The sequence below is a fragment of the Thiolapillus sp. genome (genome assembly GCF_048562965.1).
GTDB lineage: Bacteria > Pseudomonadota > Gammaproteobacteria > Chromatiales > Chromatiaceae > Thiolapillus > Thiolapillus brandeum_A.
Map to the genome: position 1 here is coordinate 246 of NZ_JBHNMF010000029.1, position 16,743 is coordinate 16,988.

General features: G+C 57.9%; 16 protein-coding genes and 1 pseudogene. 5 read left to right on the plus strand and 12 right to left on the minus strand.

Going from position 1 to position 16,743, the window contains the following annotated elements; all coding sequences use genetic code 11:
- Nucleotides 1–155 precede the first annotated feature (155 nt).
- A pseudogene (nhaD, locus tag ACOCD2_RS03260) lies at nucleotides 156–1,582 on the plus strand (sodium:proton antiporter NhaD).
- A gap of 150 nt (nucleotides 1,583–1,732) precedes the next feature.
- On the plus strand, nucleotides 1,733–2,602 hold the full coding sequence (locus ACOCD2_RS03265) for a phosphoribulokinase (protein WP_293644801.1): 870 nt from the start codon (nucleotides 1,733–1,735) through the stop codon (nucleotides 2,600–2,602).
- A gap of 74 nt (nucleotides 2,603–2,676) precedes the next feature.
- Here the strand turns inward: ACOCD2_RS03265 and dxs are convergent, their stop codons facing one another.
- Nucleotides 2,677–4,548, minus strand: coding sequence for a 1-deoxy-D-xylulose-5-phosphate synthase (gene dxs / locus ACOCD2_RS03270; protein WP_293644803.1), 1,872 nt, complete (start codon nucleotides 4,546–4,548; stop codon nucleotides 2,677–2,679).
- Between the two features lie 57 nt (nucleotides 4,549–4,605).
- On the opposite strand from dxs, the gene ACOCD2_RS03275 reads away from it, so the two are divergent.
- Both ACOCD2_RS03275 and ACOCD2_RS03280 read left to right on the plus strand, forming a co-directional pair.
- Nucleotides 4,606–5,157 (plus strand): TrmH family RNA methyltransferase, encoded by a 552-nt coding sequence (locus ACOCD2_RS03275; protein ID WP_293644805.1) that lies wholly within the window; start codon nucleotides 4,606–4,608, stop codon nucleotides 5,155–5,157.
- Nucleotides 5,154–5,894 carry a lysophospholipid acyltransferase family protein gene (locus tag ACOCD2_RS03280; RefSeq protein WP_293644807.1) on the plus strand — a complete coding sequence of 247 codons (741 nt, stop codon included), beginning with the start codon at nucleotides 5,154–5,156 and terminating at the stop codon, nucleotides 5,892–5,894. The genes ACOCD2_RS03275 and ACOCD2_RS03280 overlap by 4 nt, the downstream gene beginning before the upstream one ends.
- Here ACOCD2_RS03280 and ACOCD2_RS03285 read toward each other — a convergent pair.
- Nucleotides 5,870–7,210 carry a POT family MFS transporter gene (locus tag ACOCD2_RS03285; protein ID WP_293644809.1) on the minus strand — a complete coding sequence of 447 codons (1,341 nt, stop codon included), beginning with the start codon at nucleotides 7,208–7,210 and terminating at the stop codon, nucleotides 5,870–5,872. The genes ACOCD2_RS03280 and ACOCD2_RS03285 overlap by 25 nt on opposite strands.
- 38 nt (nucleotides 7,211–7,248) lie before the next feature.
- On the opposite strand from ACOCD2_RS03285, the gene ACOCD2_RS03290 reads away from it, so the two are divergent.
- Nucleotides 7,249–8,334 (plus strand): NAD(P)/FAD-dependent oxidoreductase, encoded by a 1,086-nt coding sequence (locus tag ACOCD2_RS03290; protein WP_293644811.1) that lies wholly within the window; start codon nucleotides 7,249–7,251, stop codon nucleotides 8,332–8,334.
- Nucleotides 8,335–8,531: 197 nt separating this feature from the next.
- On the opposite strand, the gene ccmI is transcribed toward ACOCD2_RS03290, so the two are convergent.
- From ccmI to ACOCD2_RS03340, 10 genes are all read right to left on the minus strand, one after another.
- Entirely contained in the window at nucleotides 8,532–9,794 is a 1,263-nt protein-coding gene (gene ccmI / locus ACOCD2_RS03295; protein ID WP_293644813.1) for a c-type cytochrome biogenesis protein CcmI, read from the minus strand.
- Nucleotides 9,794–10,255: a cytochrome c-type biogenesis protein gene (locus ACOCD2_RS03300; RefSeq protein WP_293644815.1), complete on the minus strand. Its 462-nt coding sequence runs from the start codon at nucleotides 10,253–10,255 to the stop codon at nucleotides 9,794–9,796. The genes ccmI and ACOCD2_RS03300 overlap by 1 nt, the downstream gene beginning before the upstream one ends.
- Entirely contained in the window at nucleotides 10,255–10,788 is a 534-nt protein-coding gene (locus ACOCD2_RS03305; RefSeq protein WP_293644817.1) for a DsbE family thiol:disulfide interchange protein, read from the minus strand. The genes ACOCD2_RS03300 and ACOCD2_RS03305 overlap by 1 nt, the downstream gene beginning before the upstream one ends.
- A complete protein-coding gene (locus ACOCD2_RS03310; RefSeq protein WP_293644819.1) occupies nucleotides 10,785–12,737 on the minus strand; it encodes a heme lyase CcmF/NrfE family subunit in 1,953 nt (650 codons plus the stop codon). Before ACOCD2_RS03310 ends, ACOCD2_RS03305 begins: the two co-directional genes overlap by 4 nt.
- Entirely contained in the window at nucleotides 12,734–13,195 is a 462-nt protein-coding gene (gene ccmE / locus ACOCD2_RS03315) for a cytochrome c maturation protein CcmE (RefSeq protein WP_293644821.1), read from the minus strand. Before ccmE ends, ACOCD2_RS03310 begins: the two co-directional genes overlap by 4 nt.
- Nucleotides 13,192–13,371 carry a heme exporter protein CcmD gene (gene ccmD / locus ACOCD2_RS03320; protein WP_293644823.1) on the minus strand — a complete coding sequence of 60 codons (180 nt, stop codon included), beginning with the start codon at nucleotides 13,369–13,371 and terminating at the stop codon, nucleotides 13,192–13,194. Before ccmD ends, ccmE begins: the two co-directional genes overlap by 4 nt.
- Nucleotides 13,368–14,102 carry a heme ABC transporter permease CcmC gene (ccmC, locus tag ACOCD2_RS03325; RefSeq protein WP_293644825.1) on the minus strand — a complete coding sequence of 245 codons (735 nt, stop codon included), beginning with the start codon at nucleotides 14,100–14,102 and terminating at the stop codon, nucleotides 13,368–13,370. The genes ccmD and ccmC overlap by 4 nt, the downstream gene beginning before the upstream one ends.
- Nucleotides 14,103–14,237: 135 nt before the next feature.
- Nucleotides 14,238–14,906 carry a heme exporter protein CcmB gene (ccmB, locus tag ACOCD2_RS03330; RefSeq protein ID WP_371414985.1) on the minus strand — a complete coding sequence of 223 codons (669 nt, stop codon included), beginning with the start codon at nucleotides 14,904–14,906 and terminating at the stop codon, nucleotides 14,238–14,240.
- Nucleotides 14,899–15,552, minus strand: a complete 654-nt coding sequence (gene ccmA, locus ACOCD2_RS03335; RefSeq protein ID WP_308214411.1) for a cytochrome c biogenesis heme-transporting ATPase CcmA — start codon at nucleotides 15,550–15,552, stop codon at nucleotides 14,899–14,901. Before ccmA ends, ccmB begins: the two co-directional genes overlap by 8 nt.
- Before the next feature lie 120 nt (nucleotides 15,553–15,672).
- A complete protein-coding gene (locus ACOCD2_RS03340) occupies nucleotides 15,673–16,434 on the minus strand; it encodes a metal ABC transporter permease (protein ID WP_293679585.1) in 762 nt (253 codons plus the stop codon).
- Nucleotides 16,435–16,743 lie beyond the last annotated feature (309 nt).

Here is a 16,743-nt window from a genome sequence, read left to right on the forward strand (position 1 = left end):
ACCGCCCAATTGGCGAGGAAGTGAGCAGGATGCAGCAATCAGCGTATAGAACAAGCTCTAACGGGCAGTATGAACAAAATAGCAACTTTATTTCACCCGAAAATATACGGTGGAACAATGCTGCTTACTCTAAACTCTAGAAGAGGTAAACACTCATGCAAAAAATGATGACTGCCGGTTTGCTGCTGCTGACATCGGGACAGGCGCTGGCCTCGGGCGAAACAATGATTGACCTGACCTCACATTGGGTGGGCATTGCTTCACTGGTCATTTTTTTCCTGGCCTATCTGCTCGTAATGGCCGAGGAATTCACACATTTGCGCAAGTCCAAACCCGTAATGCTGGCGGCGGGAATCATGTGGGCGATGATTGCGCTGGTATACCAGTCCCAGGGCATCGACCATGAAGTCGAAATCGCCGTGCGCCACAACCTGCTGGAATATGCAGAACTGATGCTGTTCTTACTGGCAGCCATGACCTATATAAACGCCATGGATGAGCGGCTGGTATTCGACAGTCTGAGAGTATGGCTGGTACGCAGGGGATTGAGCTTCCGATCCCTCTTCTGGGCCACCGGCCTGATGGCTTTTTTCATTTCTCCCATTGCAGATAACCTGACCACTGCCCTGCTCATGTGCGCTGTAACCATGGCAGTTGGTGGAGACAATACCCGGTTTGTCCTGCTGGCCTGCATCAATATCGTGGTCGCCGCCAATGCTGGCGGCGCCTTCAGTCCCTTCGGCGACATCACCACGCTGATGGTATGGCAAAAGGAAATTCAGACACCCCAGGGTACCATCAACTTCTGGTCTTTCTTCGTCCTGTTTGTCCCATCCCTGGTGAACTGGCTGGTTCCTGCAGCGATCATGAGCCTGTCGGTACCAAAAACTCTACCAGATCCTGTTGATGCATCCTGCGCTACAAAACGCGGCGCAAAGGTCATCGTGTTTCTGTTCCTTCTAACCATTGCTACCGCAGTCGTCTTCCACAACTATCTGGGGTTGCCACCGGTCATCGGCATGCTGACCGGACTGGCCTACCTGCAGTTTCTCGGCTACTACCTGAAGAAATACCCCGAAGAGGATGAAAGCCCCCAGGCAGCGGAAGAAGCGGGGCATATCGGCGACCCCGTGGCATTCGATATCTCTTCACCAGCGTGGCCCGGGCGGAATGGGACACCCTGTTTTTCTTCTATGGTGTGGTACTTTGCGTTGGAGCGCTAGGCTTCATCGGTTACCTGTCCGTGGCTTCCGAAGTGATGTACAGCCAGTGGGGAGCAACCTATGCCAACGTAGCGGTGGGACTTATGTCCGCCATCGTGGACAATATCCCGGTTATGTTTGCCGTACTCACCATGATGCCTGACATGTCTGCAGGCCATTGGCTGCTGGTCACCCTGACAGCCGGCGTGGGAGGATCACTGCTGTCCATCGGATCTGCCGCCGGTGTCGCCCTGATGGGCCAGGCAAGAGGTAAATACACCTTTTTCGGCCATCTGAAGTGGATGCCGGTAATTGCCCTGGGTTATGCCGCCAGCATTTTCGTCCACATGTGGCTCAACAGCCGCCTTTTCACTTCCTGATTGTCTTGCGCTGCCTCAATCCGGATATCAGCCGTTTGTGATATAGTTCGAGCCTCGCATGGCTTTAGAGTCAAGCCACCTGTATTTCTGTGCAGGTGATTTCACTCTTGAACTATTTCTGTTTGATTTTTTGTTTTTCCGGAGGCTGACATGTCCAAGAAACACCCCGTTGTCGTTGTAACCGGTTCATCCGGTGCAGGCACCACCACTGTTAAACGCGCTTTCGAGCATATCTTTACCCGCGAGGGCATTCAGGCCGCCATCGTCGAAGGCGACAGCTTTCACCGCTACGACCGTGCCGAAATGCGCGACAAGATGGCCGAGGGCATGAGTCATTTCGGTCCGGAAGCCAACCGTTTCGACAAGATCGAGGAACTGTTCCGCGTCTACGGCGAAACCGGCGGCGGTCAGAAGCGTTACTATCTGCACAGCCAGGAAGAGGCCGAGGAACACAATGCCCGCCTGGGTTGCGACAAGAAACCCGGTGAATTCACGCCCTGGGAAGATATTCCCGCCGGCACCGATCTGCTGTTCTACGAAGGACTGCACGGCATGGTGGTCACCGATGAGGCGGACGTCGCCAGCAAGGTGGATCTGGGTATCGGCGTGGTTCCCGTGGTCAACCTGGAGTGGATTCAGAAGATTCACCGCGACGCCAAGGAGCGCGGCTATTCAGCCGAAGCCACGGTCGAGACCATCATGCGCCGCATGCCGGACTACATCAACCACATCACACCACAGTTCTCCCGCACAGACATCAACTTCCAGCGCGTTGCCACGGTGGACACATCCAATCCGTTCATCGCCCGCGACATTCCGACCCCCGACGAGAGCTTCGTGGTCATCCGCTTTGCCGATCCCGACAAGTTCGACATCAACTTCCCCGATCTGCTGAGCATGATCCCCGATTCCATGATGTCTCGCCGCAACACCATCGTGGTTCCCGGCGGCAAAATGGGCTTCGCCATGGAAATCATCCTCGGCCCCATCATCGACAAGATGATGGACGAGCGCGGCTGACAGGCAGCTTTTCAGCAGCAGACAGAAAGGGGATGGCCCAACAGGCCATCCCTTTTTTCATGCAACCGGCCTCGCTAGTTCCCGCGGTTCTTCACAGCGGCGAGTATCTGCCCGGCCGTGAGCCCGGCCATTTCCAGCTGTTCAGCCTGGGTACCCTGCTCCAGGTAATCGTCCGGCAAACCAAAATGCATGATGTCCACCATCAGGCCTTCAGCATTCAGGAATTCTGCAACCGCTGATCCCGCGCCACCCATGAGGGCATTTTCCTCCAGGGTGACCAGCAGGACGTGATCTTCTGCCAGTTGGCGCACCAGTGCCCCGTCCAGGGGTTTCACGAAGCGCATATTTGCGACGGTGGCATCCAGCTCTTCCGCCACTTCCAATCCGATCTGCACCATGGAACCAAAGCAAAGCAGCGCAATCTCCTTGCCCTGGCGCCGAATCTCCCCTTTCCCCCAGGGCAACGGCCTGGCAGCTGACTCCGGTTCCGTACCCGGCCCCCTGCCCCGTGGATAGCGCACCATCGCAGGCCCTTCATGCTCCCATGCAGTTTGCAGCATCCGGAAACATTCCCGTTCATCTGCAGGCGCCAGGATTGCCATGTTGGGAATGCAGCGGGCATAGCTCAGATCGAAAGCGCCCGCATGGGTGGCGCCATCGGCACCCACCAGGCCGGCGCGATCTACTGCCAGGGTCACGTCCAGATTCTGCAGGGCAACATCATGAATCAGCTGGTCATAGGCGCGCTGCAGGAAGGTGGAATAGATGGCCACCACCGGCTTGAGGCCATCACAGGCCATGCCCGCCGCCAGGGTCAGTGCGTGCTGCTCGGCGATGCCCACATCGAAATAGCGATCAGGAAACTCCTTGGCGAACTTCACCAGTCCCGAACCTTCGCACATGGCCGGTGTGATCGCCACCAGGCTCTCATCAGCCGTGGCGCAATCACAAATCCAGTCGGAGAACACCTGGGTATAGGTCCTGCTGCTGGTACTCCCGCTGCCTGTCTGTTCTCCCGTATCCGGATCGAAAGGGCCCACACCGTGATAGACACAGGGATCACCTTCCGCAGGTGCAAATCCCCTGCCTTTCTGTGTAACCACATGCAGGAAGCGTGGACCGCGCATCTTCTTCATGTTACGCAGGGTCTGCACCATCAGGGGCAGGTCATGGCCGTCGATGGGACCGATATAATTGAAGCCCAGCTCCTCGAACAGGGTGCCTGGAATAAGCATGCCCTTCATGTGCTCTTCCCAGCGATCCATGAGATCACGCATGCCGGGCATCACGCCCAGGACGCTCTTGCCGCCCTCACGCATACGGTTGTAGAAACGGCTAGAGAGCACACGCGCCAGATAATTGCTCACCGCGCCAACAGGGTTGGAGATAGACATGTCGTTGTCGTTGAGCACCACCAGCAGATCCATGTCCAGCGCGCCGGCATGGTTCAGGGCTTCGAAGGCCATGCCTGCCGACAGGGCACCGTCACCGATCACAGCGATATGCTCCCGCTGTATGCCTTCGAGCTTGGCCGCTACGGCCATACCCAGGGCCGCGCCGATGGAAGTGCTGGAATGGCCGGCGCCGAAGGCATCATATTCAGATTCACTGCGCTTGAGAAAGCCGGAAAGACCACCTTTCTTGCGCAGGCTGGACATCCTGTCACGCCTGCCCGTCAGAATCTTGTGGGGATAGGCCTGATGACCCACGTCCCAGATTAAACGGTCCCGCGGCGTGTCAAAGACATAGTGCAGCGCGACGGTGAGTTCCACCACGCCCAGTCCTGCCGCCAGATGACCACCGGTACGGGAAACGCTTTCGACCAGAAATTCCCGCAGCTCTTCCGCCAGGGGCGTCAGCTGATCGACTTCCAGGAGGCGCAGGTCTTCCGGCAGATCGATCTGCTGCAATAAGAAAGAGGTCTGATGCTCGCCGGTACTGGACATGAGGTAGAATACGTCGATTACGGGTAATCCCTTATTCTACCAGTTTAGAGCCTGTCCATGACCGAAAAACTGTCGGCGCGACAACTGCGCAAACGGCGCCACGAACAGATGCTGCGCGCCTACGAGAAAAACCGGCGACGCAACCTGCTGGCACAACCGGGAGCACATGATTTTGTCGTGGTGCTGGATCACCTGAAAGCGGGATACAATGTCCCGAAGATTTTTCGCAGCGCAGAAGCTTTTGGCGCCAGGGAAGTGCAGCTTATCGGTATCGGACCTTTCGACCCCTCACCCGCCAAAGGCGCCTTTCGCCAGGTGCCGGCCAGGTTTTACGATACTTTTGCCGAGAGCTATCAGAATCTCAGCGGGCGGGGCTATACCCTATATGCCCTGTCTCCGGAGGACAGTCATTCCCTGCGGGAAGAATGCTTCCCCGCTAAAAGCGCTTTCATCTTCGGCCACGAGGAAATGGGGCTGAGCTTTTCAGCCGATGATTATCCGTCTGTTCGGCGCCTGCATATCCCCCAGTACGGTCGCGTGGAAAGCCTTAACGTCAGCATCGTGGCGTCCATCGTGATGTATGAATATACCCGGCAGCTGCAGGCATGATGGCTGTACGGGTAGTCTGGCGCTTTTTGCTGCTGTTACTGCACATGCTGACTGGAATCTGGCTGAGCCTGAGCATCCACAAGACCCAGCTGACCGATGGCAAGATACTCCCTGATCCTGAACCCGTGGCCCGCTGGTCGGCCAGGCTGCTGCGCATCATGGGGATACAGGTTGTCACTCATGGAAACCCGCCCAAGGAACCCGGCCTCATCGTGGCCAATCACATTTCCTGGGTGGATATCCCCACCATCAACTCCCTGACGGGGGCATCTTTTCTCTCCAAGGACAGCATTCGCTACTGGCCGGTCATCGGCTGGTTCGCCATCGCTTCGGGAACCGTCTTCATCCGCCGGGGCAAGCACGAAGCCCAGCGTGTATCCGCAGCCATCTCAGAACGCCTGCTGGAAAAGCGCAACCTGGCCATCTTTCCGGAGGGCACCACTTCGGACGGCAGTAAAGTCCGGCGCTTCTTCCCGCGGCTGCTGGGCGCGGCCATCGACACTCACAGCCCGGTCATCCCCGTCGGCCTGCGCTATCTCAGCGAGGGTAAAAGAGATACGCGTATTCCCTACACCACCGGCCGCAGCTTTTTTCTCATTTTGCTGAGTATCCTCGCTCGCCGCGGCAGTGAAGTTCACGTGTACTTCTGTGACCCCATCCCTTCCTCGGACTGCGACCGGCGCGGACTGGCGGAAGCCGCTCATGATGCCATTCAGGCGGCGCTTTCTGATACCTGAAGAATGGTCTTGTCCCTGATCAGGGGCGTCAGCAGCGCAAACAGCACCGCCGTCACCGCCATGAGTATGGTAAAGAACCAGTAGTAGCCTGCCCCCTCCAGCATCACCGTGCCGTCTTCATTCTGGATGAAGAAATTCACCGTGCTGGTAAAGATATTCCCCAGCGATACCGACAGCATGAACAGCGCCATGATGAAGGATTTCATGGTGCGCGGTGCCTGGGTATAGGAGTATTCCAGTGCCGTGATGGACACCATCACCTCCCCGCCAGTAAGCAGTACATAGGCCAGCAACTGCCACCAGATGCCCGGCGTACCACCGGCATCGATACGTTCCTGCGCAAGAGAGGAAACCGCAAATGCCGCAGCTGCCAGCAGGAAGCCCATGGCTACCTTGCGCATGGGCGTGAGCTTCATCATCTTTCCCAGAAACGGATAGATCACATAGCTGAACAGCGGTATCAGCACGATGATCAGCAGAGGGTTGATCGCCTGAATCTGCGACGGCAGCAACTCAAAACCCAGCAGATGTTGGTCCATGTGCTGAGCCTGCAGCACCCAGGATGAACCCGTCTGGTCATAGAGCGACCAGAAAACGGCAATGAACAGATAGATGAGCAGCAGCCGTCCGAAAATGCGCAGCGTATCTCTGGACAAGGCTTCCTGAAGGAAAACCCTGCCTGCCGGGGGCACGTGCACGAACTTGTTACGCCCCATCCAGAACATCAGCGTGGCCAGGGCCATGAGCACGCCTGGCACGCCAAAAGCCCAGTGGGGACTGTACTCCTTGAGCAACCAGGGTGTCAGCAGTGTCGAAATGAAGGCACCCACATTGATCGCCATGTAGAACCAGCCGAAAGTGCGGCTGATGAGCGCACGGTTACCGTGCCCGAACTGGTCTCCCACATGGGCCGAGACGCAGGGCTTGATGCCACCCGCCCCCAGGGCGATCAGCCCCAGACCCAGCCCCAGACCCAGACGGGTATCATCCAGCGCCAGGGCAAGATGACCCCCGCAGTAAACCAGTGACAGCAGCAGTATAGTCTTGTACTTTCCCCACCACACGTCTGCCAGAACAGCGCCAAAAAGAGGCGTAAAATAGACCGCTGAAACAAACAGGTGATACCAGCCCTTGGCATCTTCCTCTCCCATGGGTGCCAGCACACCACTGGCGCCCATGAGATACTGGGTCATGAACACCACCAGAATGGTACGCATACCATAGAAACTGAAGCGTTCCGCGGCTTCGTTACCGATGATGTAAGGAATACCGGCTGGCATGCCTTTCTGGTCGAGAGGGCGGGTCAGATAACTCATATCACACACTGATTATTTATTATTGAACCGGAAGTATAGTGCCTGAGAACAAGATTTACGATTACCTGATCATCGGCCAGGGGCTGGCCGGCAGCCTGCTCGCATGGCGCCTGATCAACGAAGGAAAGAGCGTGTGTGTCCTGGATGACGGCCATGCCAGTTCCTCCTCCATGGTCGCCGCTGGTGTGATCAACCCTCTGGCGGGCAAGCGTTTCAACCATTCACCCCACATCCATGTCTGGCTGGAAGCCGTCGGGGCCACCTACACCCAGCTTTCCCGGCTGGCGAAACAGCCTTTCCTGCAATGGGTGGACATGCTGCGCCTGTTCCGGGAAAAAGATCAGCACCGATACTATGAACGCCTGTCCGGGCAGGAGAACATACAGCTCCTGATCAGCGGCACTTTTACGCCGGACCATCCGCCGCAGCCGGTGGCGGCGCCGCTGGGCGGGTTTATACAGAAGCACACCGGGTACGTGCGCATCCCTTCCCTGCTGGCATTTCTGGCGGACTGGCTGAAAGCACGGCAGGCGCTGGAAATCGCCTCTGTCAGTTCAGAAGATATTTCGGTCGATGACCATGGAGTGCGGTATGGCAGGCTGCGCGCAGGAGACATCATCTTCTGCGATGGCTACCGCAGCATGAAAAACCCCTGGTTCGGATACCTGCCCTTTGCTCCCGACAAGGGAGAGATTCTTACCCTGCAGGCAAGACCCGGAACCGGATCAGCTCAGCTGCCGGACATGATCATCAATGCTGCCACCTGGCTGCTGCCCGTGGACAACGGAGCGTTCCGCCTGGGCTCCACCCACAACCACCGGATTCAGGACAACCAGCCTGCTGCCGAAGGCATTCAGGCACTGCTGGAAGGGATGAGCAGGCTGCTGGACCACCCGGAACTGCTCATGCTGGAAAAAAGCGAAGCCGGAGTGCTGCCTGCCACCAGTGACCGCCAGCCTTTCCTGGGCACCCACCCGGTGCACCCGCAGCTCCATATCTTCAATGGGTTCGGCGCTCACGGTAGCCTGACCATTCCCTGGTACAGTCAGCAGATGACGGCCTTTCTGCTGGAAGGCAAAACGCTGCCGGAGAACGCCGACATCAAACGCTTTGCCAGACGCTGACTTGCATGAATCCGCTGGTCACATCCCTGGTGATGGAAAAACTCATATCCGTAGGTCGGACTTCAGTCCGACATTGCCCCTTGTGGCAGTTGTTGTCGGGCTGAAGCCCGACCTACGGTCATGGCACGAAGCTGTAATATCCCGAATACAACAAAATCAATGTTTAGGCGTATTTCCACATTGAGCCAGCCCGGGAATCAGGGAACGACCTGGTCGATGACCAGTTCCACCGGCTTTCCATCACCCACTGACACGACTACCTCGCTGCTCTGCAGGTCGCCGCTGGCTGCCATGGGCTGAGAGCCCTTGGCGATGCGGGCAGCCAGCTTCAGTTGCTTGTAGTCAGACAGCTTGTTTCCCTGCTGCTGCATGCTGCTGTCATCCAGTACCAGCTTCGCAGGCAGGTCACCGGCAGTAATGCGCACGGCGGCCACTGGCATGGGTGGCCCTTGCACCTGCTTGGCGAAGATGAACAGCCGGTCACCGGGGCTGGCCTTGTCCTGCAAGGCAGGCGCCAGGCTGACGCTCAGGTTGATCCCCTGTCCCGCAGCAGCGGGTTGTGCACTGTCAGCAACGGATGAGCCAGGATCCTCTATGGCCACACCCGCCTTGGCGGCAACCTCCTTCGCCTGCCGGATCAGGGTGCGAAGCTCCTGGACGTAATCCGGCTTGTCGGCCAGACCAGCTTCAGCCTGGCGCCAGTAATAGATAGCGTTCTGGTAGTCCCCTGCTTCCATGGCTCCCTGACCCGCCAGCCACAGGGCCGTAGGATCGTCCGGCGCCTTGTCCAGGGCCTGACGCACCAGCTCATAGGGACGGCCACTGAGCTTGCCACCCTGCACCATGGCCAGGGAGTCCGCCAGTGCAATCAGCGCCTGGGGATGGTCATCGGTGAGTTTGCGCAGTTCCTCGTAGGCTTTGACCGCATCGGGATAACGCTGCATGGACTGATAGACGCGCCCCAGCATGAACCAGCCTTCGGGGTCATCCGGTGCCTGCTTCACACGCTCTTCCAGGCCTGTCAGCAGCTCTGCCATGGTGGGCGTCTTGCCGTCCCCGTTCATGGCATGGGGGCTTTGTGCACCGGGCGTGCCACTCATAACCACGTACTGGGGAGATCCCAGCTTCATGTAGATGCCCACACTCAGTAACGGCACCAGCAGGGCGACAGCGATTGCAGCAGCCCTGGCGCTGGCGGGCCGCACCCTGGCCACCGCTTCTTCCACATCCGTATCTTCCAGCAGGCCGGTTTCCAGTTCTTCCTTCGCCTGGGCATAGGTTTCATCATCCAGATTGCCCGCGGCTTTTTCCTGATCCAGCTCCGCCAGCTTTTCCTTTGCCAGCAACAGATTCTGTTCCCGCCGGTTGCTTGTGATATCCGGGCGCTTGCGCAACAGCACAAATGCCAGCACAGCGATACCCAGCCCCAGCATCAGGGCGACGATAATCCAGAAAGTCATTATTTTTCCTCGGTCTGCTGTTTCAGCAACTGCTCGGCGCGTTGACGCTCCTCTTCGCTGAGAAGACGCTCGCTGCTGGAAGGTCTGCGACGGATGATGCGAATAAGCACCACCACCGCGATGATGAAGATGACAAAAGGACCGCCCCACAATGCCAGGGTATTCCTCTGCAGCGGCGGCTTGTAAAGTACGAAATCGCCATAGCGGGCCACCATGTACTCGACCACTTCATCCTTGCTGAGGCCTTTCTCGACCATTTCATAGGTCTTGCGGCGCAGGTCCTGTGCGAGTTCCGCATTGGAGTCGGCAAGGTTCTGATTCTGGCAGACCAGGCAGCGCAGCTCGTGCACCAGCGTCTGATAGTCGGCCTCTTTCCGGGCATCGTCGAACTTGTAGGTTTCGATATTTGCGGTAACGGCAGCTGTCGCCGCAAGCAGGCATATCAGCAGTAATACTCTCATCATCCTTCCTCTGCCTGCAGCTTTTTCACCAGGGGAATCAGGCGTTCCTGAACAATCTCTTCGGTAACCGGGCCGATGACCTTGTCACGCACGATACCTTTCTTGTCAACAACGAAGGTTTCCGGCACACCATACACACCCCAGTCGATACCCGCGTTGCCGTCCTGATCCGCCAGGCTGGCCACATAGGGGTTGCCCAGGGCACCCAGCCAGGCCTTGGCATCCTGAGGTTCGTCTTTATAGTTCAGACCATAGATGGGAACCAGTCCGGTTTTTGCGAAGCGGGTAACCACCTGGTGCTCCGCACGGCAGGATACACACCAGGACGCCCACACGTTCAGCAACCAGACCTTGCCCTTCATATCCGCTGTGGTCACCCGTTCTTCGGGCTTGTACAGCCTGGGCAGATTGAATTCGGGAGCAGGCTTGCCGATGAAGGGCGAAGGCACTTTCTTCGGATCCAGCCCCAGCCCCACGAACAGAAAGCCCACGATGATGATGAATATACCCAGAGGCAACAGATAACGAATCATGCCACACCTCTTGCCAGTGCTTCCTGACGGCGGCGCGCCAGCACCCGGTAGCGTTTGTCAGATGCAGACAGGATACCGCCAAAAGCCATGATCAGCGCTCCCAGCCAAATCCAGCGCACGTAGGGCTTGTGATACAGACGCACACTCCAGGCGCCGTCACTGCCCAGGGGTTCACCCATGGCAACGAAAAGATCCCGCGTCAGTCCGGCATCGATCCCGGCTTCCGTCATGGGCATACCGGAGCGGTAGTTGCGCTTTTCAGGATACAGTACGGCCACTTGCTCGCCATTCTGCGTGATAACGACCTCACCGCGGTCACCCGTGTAATTGGGACCCTGCAAATGAGTGGCACCTTTGAAGTTGAATGCATAACCGCCCATTTCGTAGGTCTGATCGACCTCCAGGCGCAGATCCTTTTCAGTGCTGTATATCGAGGTCAGGGTGATGCCGACGATAAACACGGCAATGCCCGTGTGCCCCAGCACCATGCCCCAGTGAGACAATGACAGTCCGCCCAGTCCGCGGCCACGCGCCTGCTCTTTGGTAGCCTTCAGGGTGGTGAAGAATACCCAGAAGGCCAGCACCATGCCCGCCGCGGCCTGCCAGCTGAACTGCTGCATGACAACAATGGGATAGAGCACGCCAAAAATCACACTGGCGGCCAGCGCAACCCGCACCTTTGGCCAGATATTGGCGAAGCTGTCACGCTTCCAGCGTGCCAGGGTGCCTATCCCCATCAGGACAGCCAAAGGCACGGTCAGAGGGATGAACACGCTGTTGAAATAGGGAGGCCCCACAGAAATCTTGCCCAGACCCAGTGCATCGAGCAGCAACGGATACAGGGTGCCGAGCAGGATGCTGGCGCAGGTAACCACCAGAATCACGTTGTTCAGCAGCAGTGCCGTTTCCCGGGACACCAGGTCGAAGCGCACATAGCTTCGCACTTTGGAAGCCCGCACCGCATAAAGGGTCAGAGAACCACCCACGACCGCCACCAGGAACACCAGGATAAACAGCCCCCTGGATGGGTCAGCGGCAAAGGCATGTACCGATGTCAGCACGCCGGATCGCACCAGGAAAGTGCCCAGCAGGCTCAGTGAGAAGGCAAAGATGGCAAGCAGCACCGTCCAGGCCTTGAAAGCACCACGTTTCTCGGTGACCGCCAGGGAGTGCATCAGGGCCGTACCCACTAGCCAGGGCATGAAGGAGGCATTCTCCACGGGATCCCAGAACCACCAGCCGCCCCAGCCCAGTTCGTAATAGGCCCACCAGGAGCCCAGCGCGATACCCAGGGTCAGAAACACCCAGGCGATCTGCGTCCAGGGCCGCGACCAGCGGGCCCAGGCAGCATCCAGGCGCCCGCCCAGCATGGCGGCCAGGGCGAAGGCAAAGGGAATGGCGAAACCCACGTAGCCCATGTAGAGCATGGGCGGGTGTATCGCCAGCCCGGGATCCTGCAGCAGCGGATTGAGATCCCGGCCTTCCGGTGCGGGTGGCATCAGACGCTCGAACGGGTTGGAAGTAAACAGCATGAACATCAGGAAACCCACAGAAATCAGGCCAAGGATGCCCAGCACCCGCGCCATCATCACCGGGGGAATGCTGCGTCCGAAAAGTGTCACCGCCGTGGTCCAGACCGTCAGGATCAATGCCCACAACAGCAGCGACCCCTCGTGAGCGCCCCATACACCGGATATCTTGTACAGGATCGGCAGTGCGGTATTGGAATTGGTGGCGACATACAGCACAGAGAAATCACTCTGCATGAAGCTGAATGTCAGGCAGGCGAAGGAAATGACCATGAACAGGAACTGCAGCCTTGCGGCGGGCTTGGCAACAGCCACCCAGGAAGCGATGCCGCGTTGCGCACCCGCCAGGGGAAGAATGGATTGAACCAGCGCGACGACCAGCGCAAGGATGAGGGCAAAATGTCCGATTTCAGGAATCATAGCGGCTTGTTCCCCTTGGCCATGTCAGCAACACCTTTCTGGTGGCCCTTCTCCAGCGCATCCGCCACTTCGGGCGGCATGTAGTTTTCATCGTGCTTGGCCAGCACTTCCTCAGCAACGAATACACCATCAGGCCCCATACGCCCCTGGGCGATCACGCCCTGACCTTCCTTGAACAGGTCGGGAAGTATGCCTGTATAGGCGACCTTGACCGTGTGGGCATTGTCGGTCACATCGAAATGCACGGTAAGCTTTTCACCCCGCTCAAGCGTGCCCGGCTGAACCAGACCGCCAAGACGGAACACGTGATTGGCAGGCGCCTTGTTTTCCGCCACTTCCGTGGGAGAAAAGAAATAGGAAAGATTGTTGCCCAGTGCATTGAACACCAGCCATGCGGCAGCGCCCAGCACCACCAGGCCTACCAGTAAAAAACCCAGTCGCTTGTGTCTGGCTTTCATGATTTTTGCTCCGATTTGAGACGAACAAGACGGGAAACCCGCTGAATAACCGCTTTTCGGCGCTGCCTGACCAGCAGGGGTTCGACGATCATCAGCAACGCCGTTACGCCAAATGATCCCCACACATACAGGGCATAACCGCCCATGGCGAAAAATTCCGACAATCCACCTTTCATCGACGTATCTCCGGCAGTTCAGACACCCAGCGGGCATCCTTTTCCCGTTCCAGTATGATGGCCCGCACCCGGTACATGGACACGGCAATGCTGTAGGCCCAGAAGGCGAAGGTCATGATAAGCATGGTCTGCAGCATGATGGTACTCATGTTCGAGCCCTGGGTAACGCTGACCGATGCTCCCTGATGCAGGGTATTCCACCATTTGACGGAATAGTAGATGATGGGAATATTGACCACCCCGACCAGCAGCAGCACGGCACCCGCCCTGTCTGCACGCCGGGTATCATTGATGGATCCCTGCAGGGCGATGAAACCGATATAAAGGAAGAACAGGATCAGCTCCGAAGTCAGGCGGGCATCCCACACCCACCAGGCACCCCACATGGGTTTGCCCCAGAACGCGCCCGTCCAGAGGGCAATGAAGGTCATGATGGCGCCTGTCGGTGCAAGCGCCTGGGCCATCATGGACGACAGACGGGTATTGAAAACCAGTCCAATGCCGGCCCAGAAGGCCATCACCACATAGATGAACATGGACATCCAGGCAGCAGGCACATGAATGAAGATGATGCGATAACCCTCGCCCTGCTTGTAATCCGTGGGCGCCACGAAAAAGCTCATGTACAAGCCGATGGCAAGCAGTATCACCGCAATCAGGGCTGAAATCTTTCCGATCCTGCCGGCCAGGGGATAAAAGGTTGTCGGCGATGAAAATTTATAAAGATTCAATCTGTTACCCAGTCAGGCAAACCCCGCAGCAGCGGGCGTAAAGTTTTTGACCACAGGATGCCGGTAAAATTCCGGCTGTGGTTCAGGTTCGCGTTTACATTCATTGATTTGAGCTTGAGCCTACCATAGCAAAAATCACTCTGCCGATATCCTCAAAGCGGCTGCGGTTGCCAAAGGCGCCGCCAGCGCCGCCAACAGCAGGATGGCGCCCAGCATGGACAAATGCCCCGCACCACCCAGCCCGGAGGCCTCCGCTTCCACCGCTCCTGCACCGAAAATCAGCACCGGGATATAAAGCGGCAATACCAATAGCGACACCAGAACTCCCCCGCCACGCAAACCCAGGGTCAGTGCCGCACCGATGGCGCCAATCAGGCTCAGCGCAGGGGTGCCGATGAGCAGTGTCAGCATCATTGTACCAATGGTCGCAGTCGACAGGTCATACTGCAGCCCCAGCAAAGGGGACAACAGCACCAGAGGCAGCCCCGTCACCAGCCAGTGCGCCAGCACCTTGCCCAGCACCAGAACAGACAGGGGCCGGGGCGCAAGAAGCATCTGCTCCAGAGCACCATCCTGGTAGTCGACGAAAAACAGTTTTTCCAGGGCCAGCATGGAAGCGAGCAGTGCCGCCACCCAGAACACGCCGGGGGCGATCAGCCGCAATGTATTCAGTTCCGGCCCGATACCCAGGGGAAACAGGCTCACCACGATGACAAAGAAAAACAGGGTGGTGAGCACATCCGAGCGCCGCCGCATGGCCAGCAGCAGGTCACGCATGATGATGGTGCGGAAGGCGTTAAACACAGCCGTCCTCCTTCCAGCCCAGCCGCAGCTTTTTCACCTTGCCGGTAGTCAGAGCCACTTCCTGATGGGTGGTCAGTATCACCATGCCGCCCCGGGCGACATGCTCCGCCAGCACTTTTTCCAGCAGGGCCACCGCAGCCACATCCAGCCCGACGAAAGGTTCATCAAGAATCCAAAGAGGCGCCTGGCTGAGCAGCAGCCGCGCCAGTGCGACCCGTTTCTGCTGTCCCTGGGAAAGCACCCGTGCGGGCAGATCCTCATGTCCCCGCAGGCCCATCTGCTCCAGCACTTCCCAGGCTCTGTCTTCAGGTACCGACAATCCTGCCAGACGACAGGCGACCAGCAGGTTTTCGACACCGGTCAGGTCGTCTTTGAGACCGTTCTTATGTCCCAGATACAGCAGCTCGGCGGCATATTCCTCGCGTTGCCTGCGTATGGGCTCGTCATTCCAGCGCACCTCGCCTTCCGTGGGCGCAATCAGCCCGCACAAAGCGCGCATGAGCGTTGTCTTGCCGCTGCCGTTATGGCCATACAGATGAAGCAGCTCTCCTTCGCCCACAGTAAAACCGATGCCTGAAAACAGGCATCGATCACCGCGGATACATTGCAGATTGACCACTTCGAGCATGTAATGTGCTTGTTGCAAACCAAAGCACGGAATATTACAGGGAATCGGCCAAAATTTCTCGCATTCCGGTCTGTTCACCGCATCCGTATATGCCCAAAATAAGCAAGGGCACAGGCAGAACGGCCACTCAGTGACAAGTTATGCTTTCTGTGCGGAAAAACGGGGCATTAACAATCCCGCGACAACAGCAATAATGGCTAACAGCCATACCACAACGGGCCCGGCGGGCAGATCATATACGGAGGAAATCAGCAGCCCCCCGCCGTAGGCCAGTGACCCGACCAGATAGCCTGTCACCAGCCCTCTTGTCCGGGGCAGCTTGCGGATGGCCAGCGCCGGTATGATCAGGCTGGCAAAGACCAGATAAACGCCCACGACTTGTACGGATGCGGTCACTGCCAGGGAAAAAAGCACGTAAAACCTGCGTCCCCCGTATCCCATGAACACCCACAGCAAGAGAATCAGGGCGTACAAGCCCGCCATCCATTGCAGCTGCGACCATCGCACCCACAATAATTGTCCGGTGAGCAACTCCTGCAAATGTTCGGCCCCGTGCGGATTGCTGGCACTCATCAGCAGCCCGCCGGAAGCCGCCAGAACGAAACTGATGCCGATGAGTGCCTCCTGCTGGCGCGGCCAGAAGCGTTCAAAGCTGTACAGCAGAAAAGCCCCCGCAAGCGCCACCGCCGATGCAGCAGCCTGAGTTTCCCATCCGCCTTCGGGCCAGCCCAGTTGCTGAGGCAGTATTACGCCCAGCACAGCGATCTGCGCGATCGCCAGATCGATGAAGATAATGCCACGTTGTAACACCTCCCGGCCCAACAGCACATGGGTACTCAATACCAGCAGGCCTGCCAGAAAAGGCGGGCCGACAATCGACCAGTCTACGAACGGGTTCATTGCCCGGCCACGGACAATAAGAGGTCCAGGGTACGATCATACAATTTGAACAGATCCCCGGACCGTTCATCCCCTCCGACCGTGAACGGCAATACCAGCGGGGGGATTTTTGCACGTTCAGACAACCAGGAGCTGGGCCGGTCATCCTGGTACGCTGCGCGAATCACTGCCTTCGCCGGCTGACTCTTCAGTAAGCGCCCAAGAATCCACACCTGTTTTCCCCACCTGACCCTGTGCAGACTTTCTCCTGGAATTTCACGACATAGGAGAAATCGATGGACATGTCTGATGCCACCGAAGGTGCGCCGT

What these genes read in the sequence shown, in the direction of transcription:
- ACOCD2_RS03265 (WP_293644801.1), top strand. Translation starts at nt 1,733, where the DNA reads ATGTCCAAGAAACACCCCGTTGTCGTTGTAACCGGTTCATCCGGTGCA.
- dxs (WP_293644803.1), bottom strand. Translation starts at nt 4,548, where the DNA reads ATGTCCAGTACCGGCGAGCATCAGACCTCTTTCTTATTGCAGCAGATC.
- ACOCD2_RS03275 (WP_293644805.1), top strand. Translation starts at nt 4,606, where the DNA reads ATGACCGAAAAACTGTCGGCGCGACAACTGCGCAAACGGCGCCACGAA.
- ACOCD2_RS03280 (WP_293644807.1), top strand. Translation starts at nt 5,154, where the DNA reads ATGATGGCTGTACGGGTAGTCTGGCGCTTTTTGCTGCTGTTACTGCAC.
- ACOCD2_RS03285 (WP_293644809.1), bottom strand. Translation starts at nt 7,210, where the DNA reads ATGAGTTATCTGACCCGCCCTCTCGACCAGAAAGGCATGCCAGCCGGT.
- ccmI (WP_293644813.1), bottom strand. Translation starts at nt 9,794, where the DNA reads ATGACTTTCTGGATTATCGTCGCCCTGATGCTGGGGCTGGGTATCGCT.
- ACOCD2_RS03300 (WP_293644815.1), bottom strand. Translation starts at nt 10,255, where the DNA reads ATGAGAGTATTACTGCTGATATGCCTGCTTGCGGCGACAGCTGCCGTT.
- ACOCD2_RS03305 (WP_293644817.1), bottom strand. Translation starts at nt 10,788, where the DNA reads ATGATTCGTTATCTGTTGCCTCTGGGTATATTCATCATCATCGTGGGC.
- ACOCD2_RS03310 (WP_293644819.1), bottom strand. Translation starts at nt 12,737, where the DNA reads ATGATTCCTGAAATCGGACATTTTGCCCTCATCCTTGCGCTGGTCGTC.
- ccmE (WP_293644821.1), bottom strand. Translation starts at nt 13,195, where the DNA reads ATGAAAGCCAGACACAAGCGACTGGGTTTTTTACTGGTAGGCCTGGTG.
- ccmD (WP_293644823.1), bottom strand. Translation starts at nt 13,371, where the DNA reads ATGAAAGGTGGATTGTCGGAATTTTTCGCCATGGGCGGTTATGCCCTG.
- ACOCD2_RS03340 (WP_293679585.1), bottom strand. Translation starts at nt 16,434, where the DNA reads ATGAACCCGTTCGTAGACTGGTCGATTGTCGGCCCGCCTTTTCTGGCA.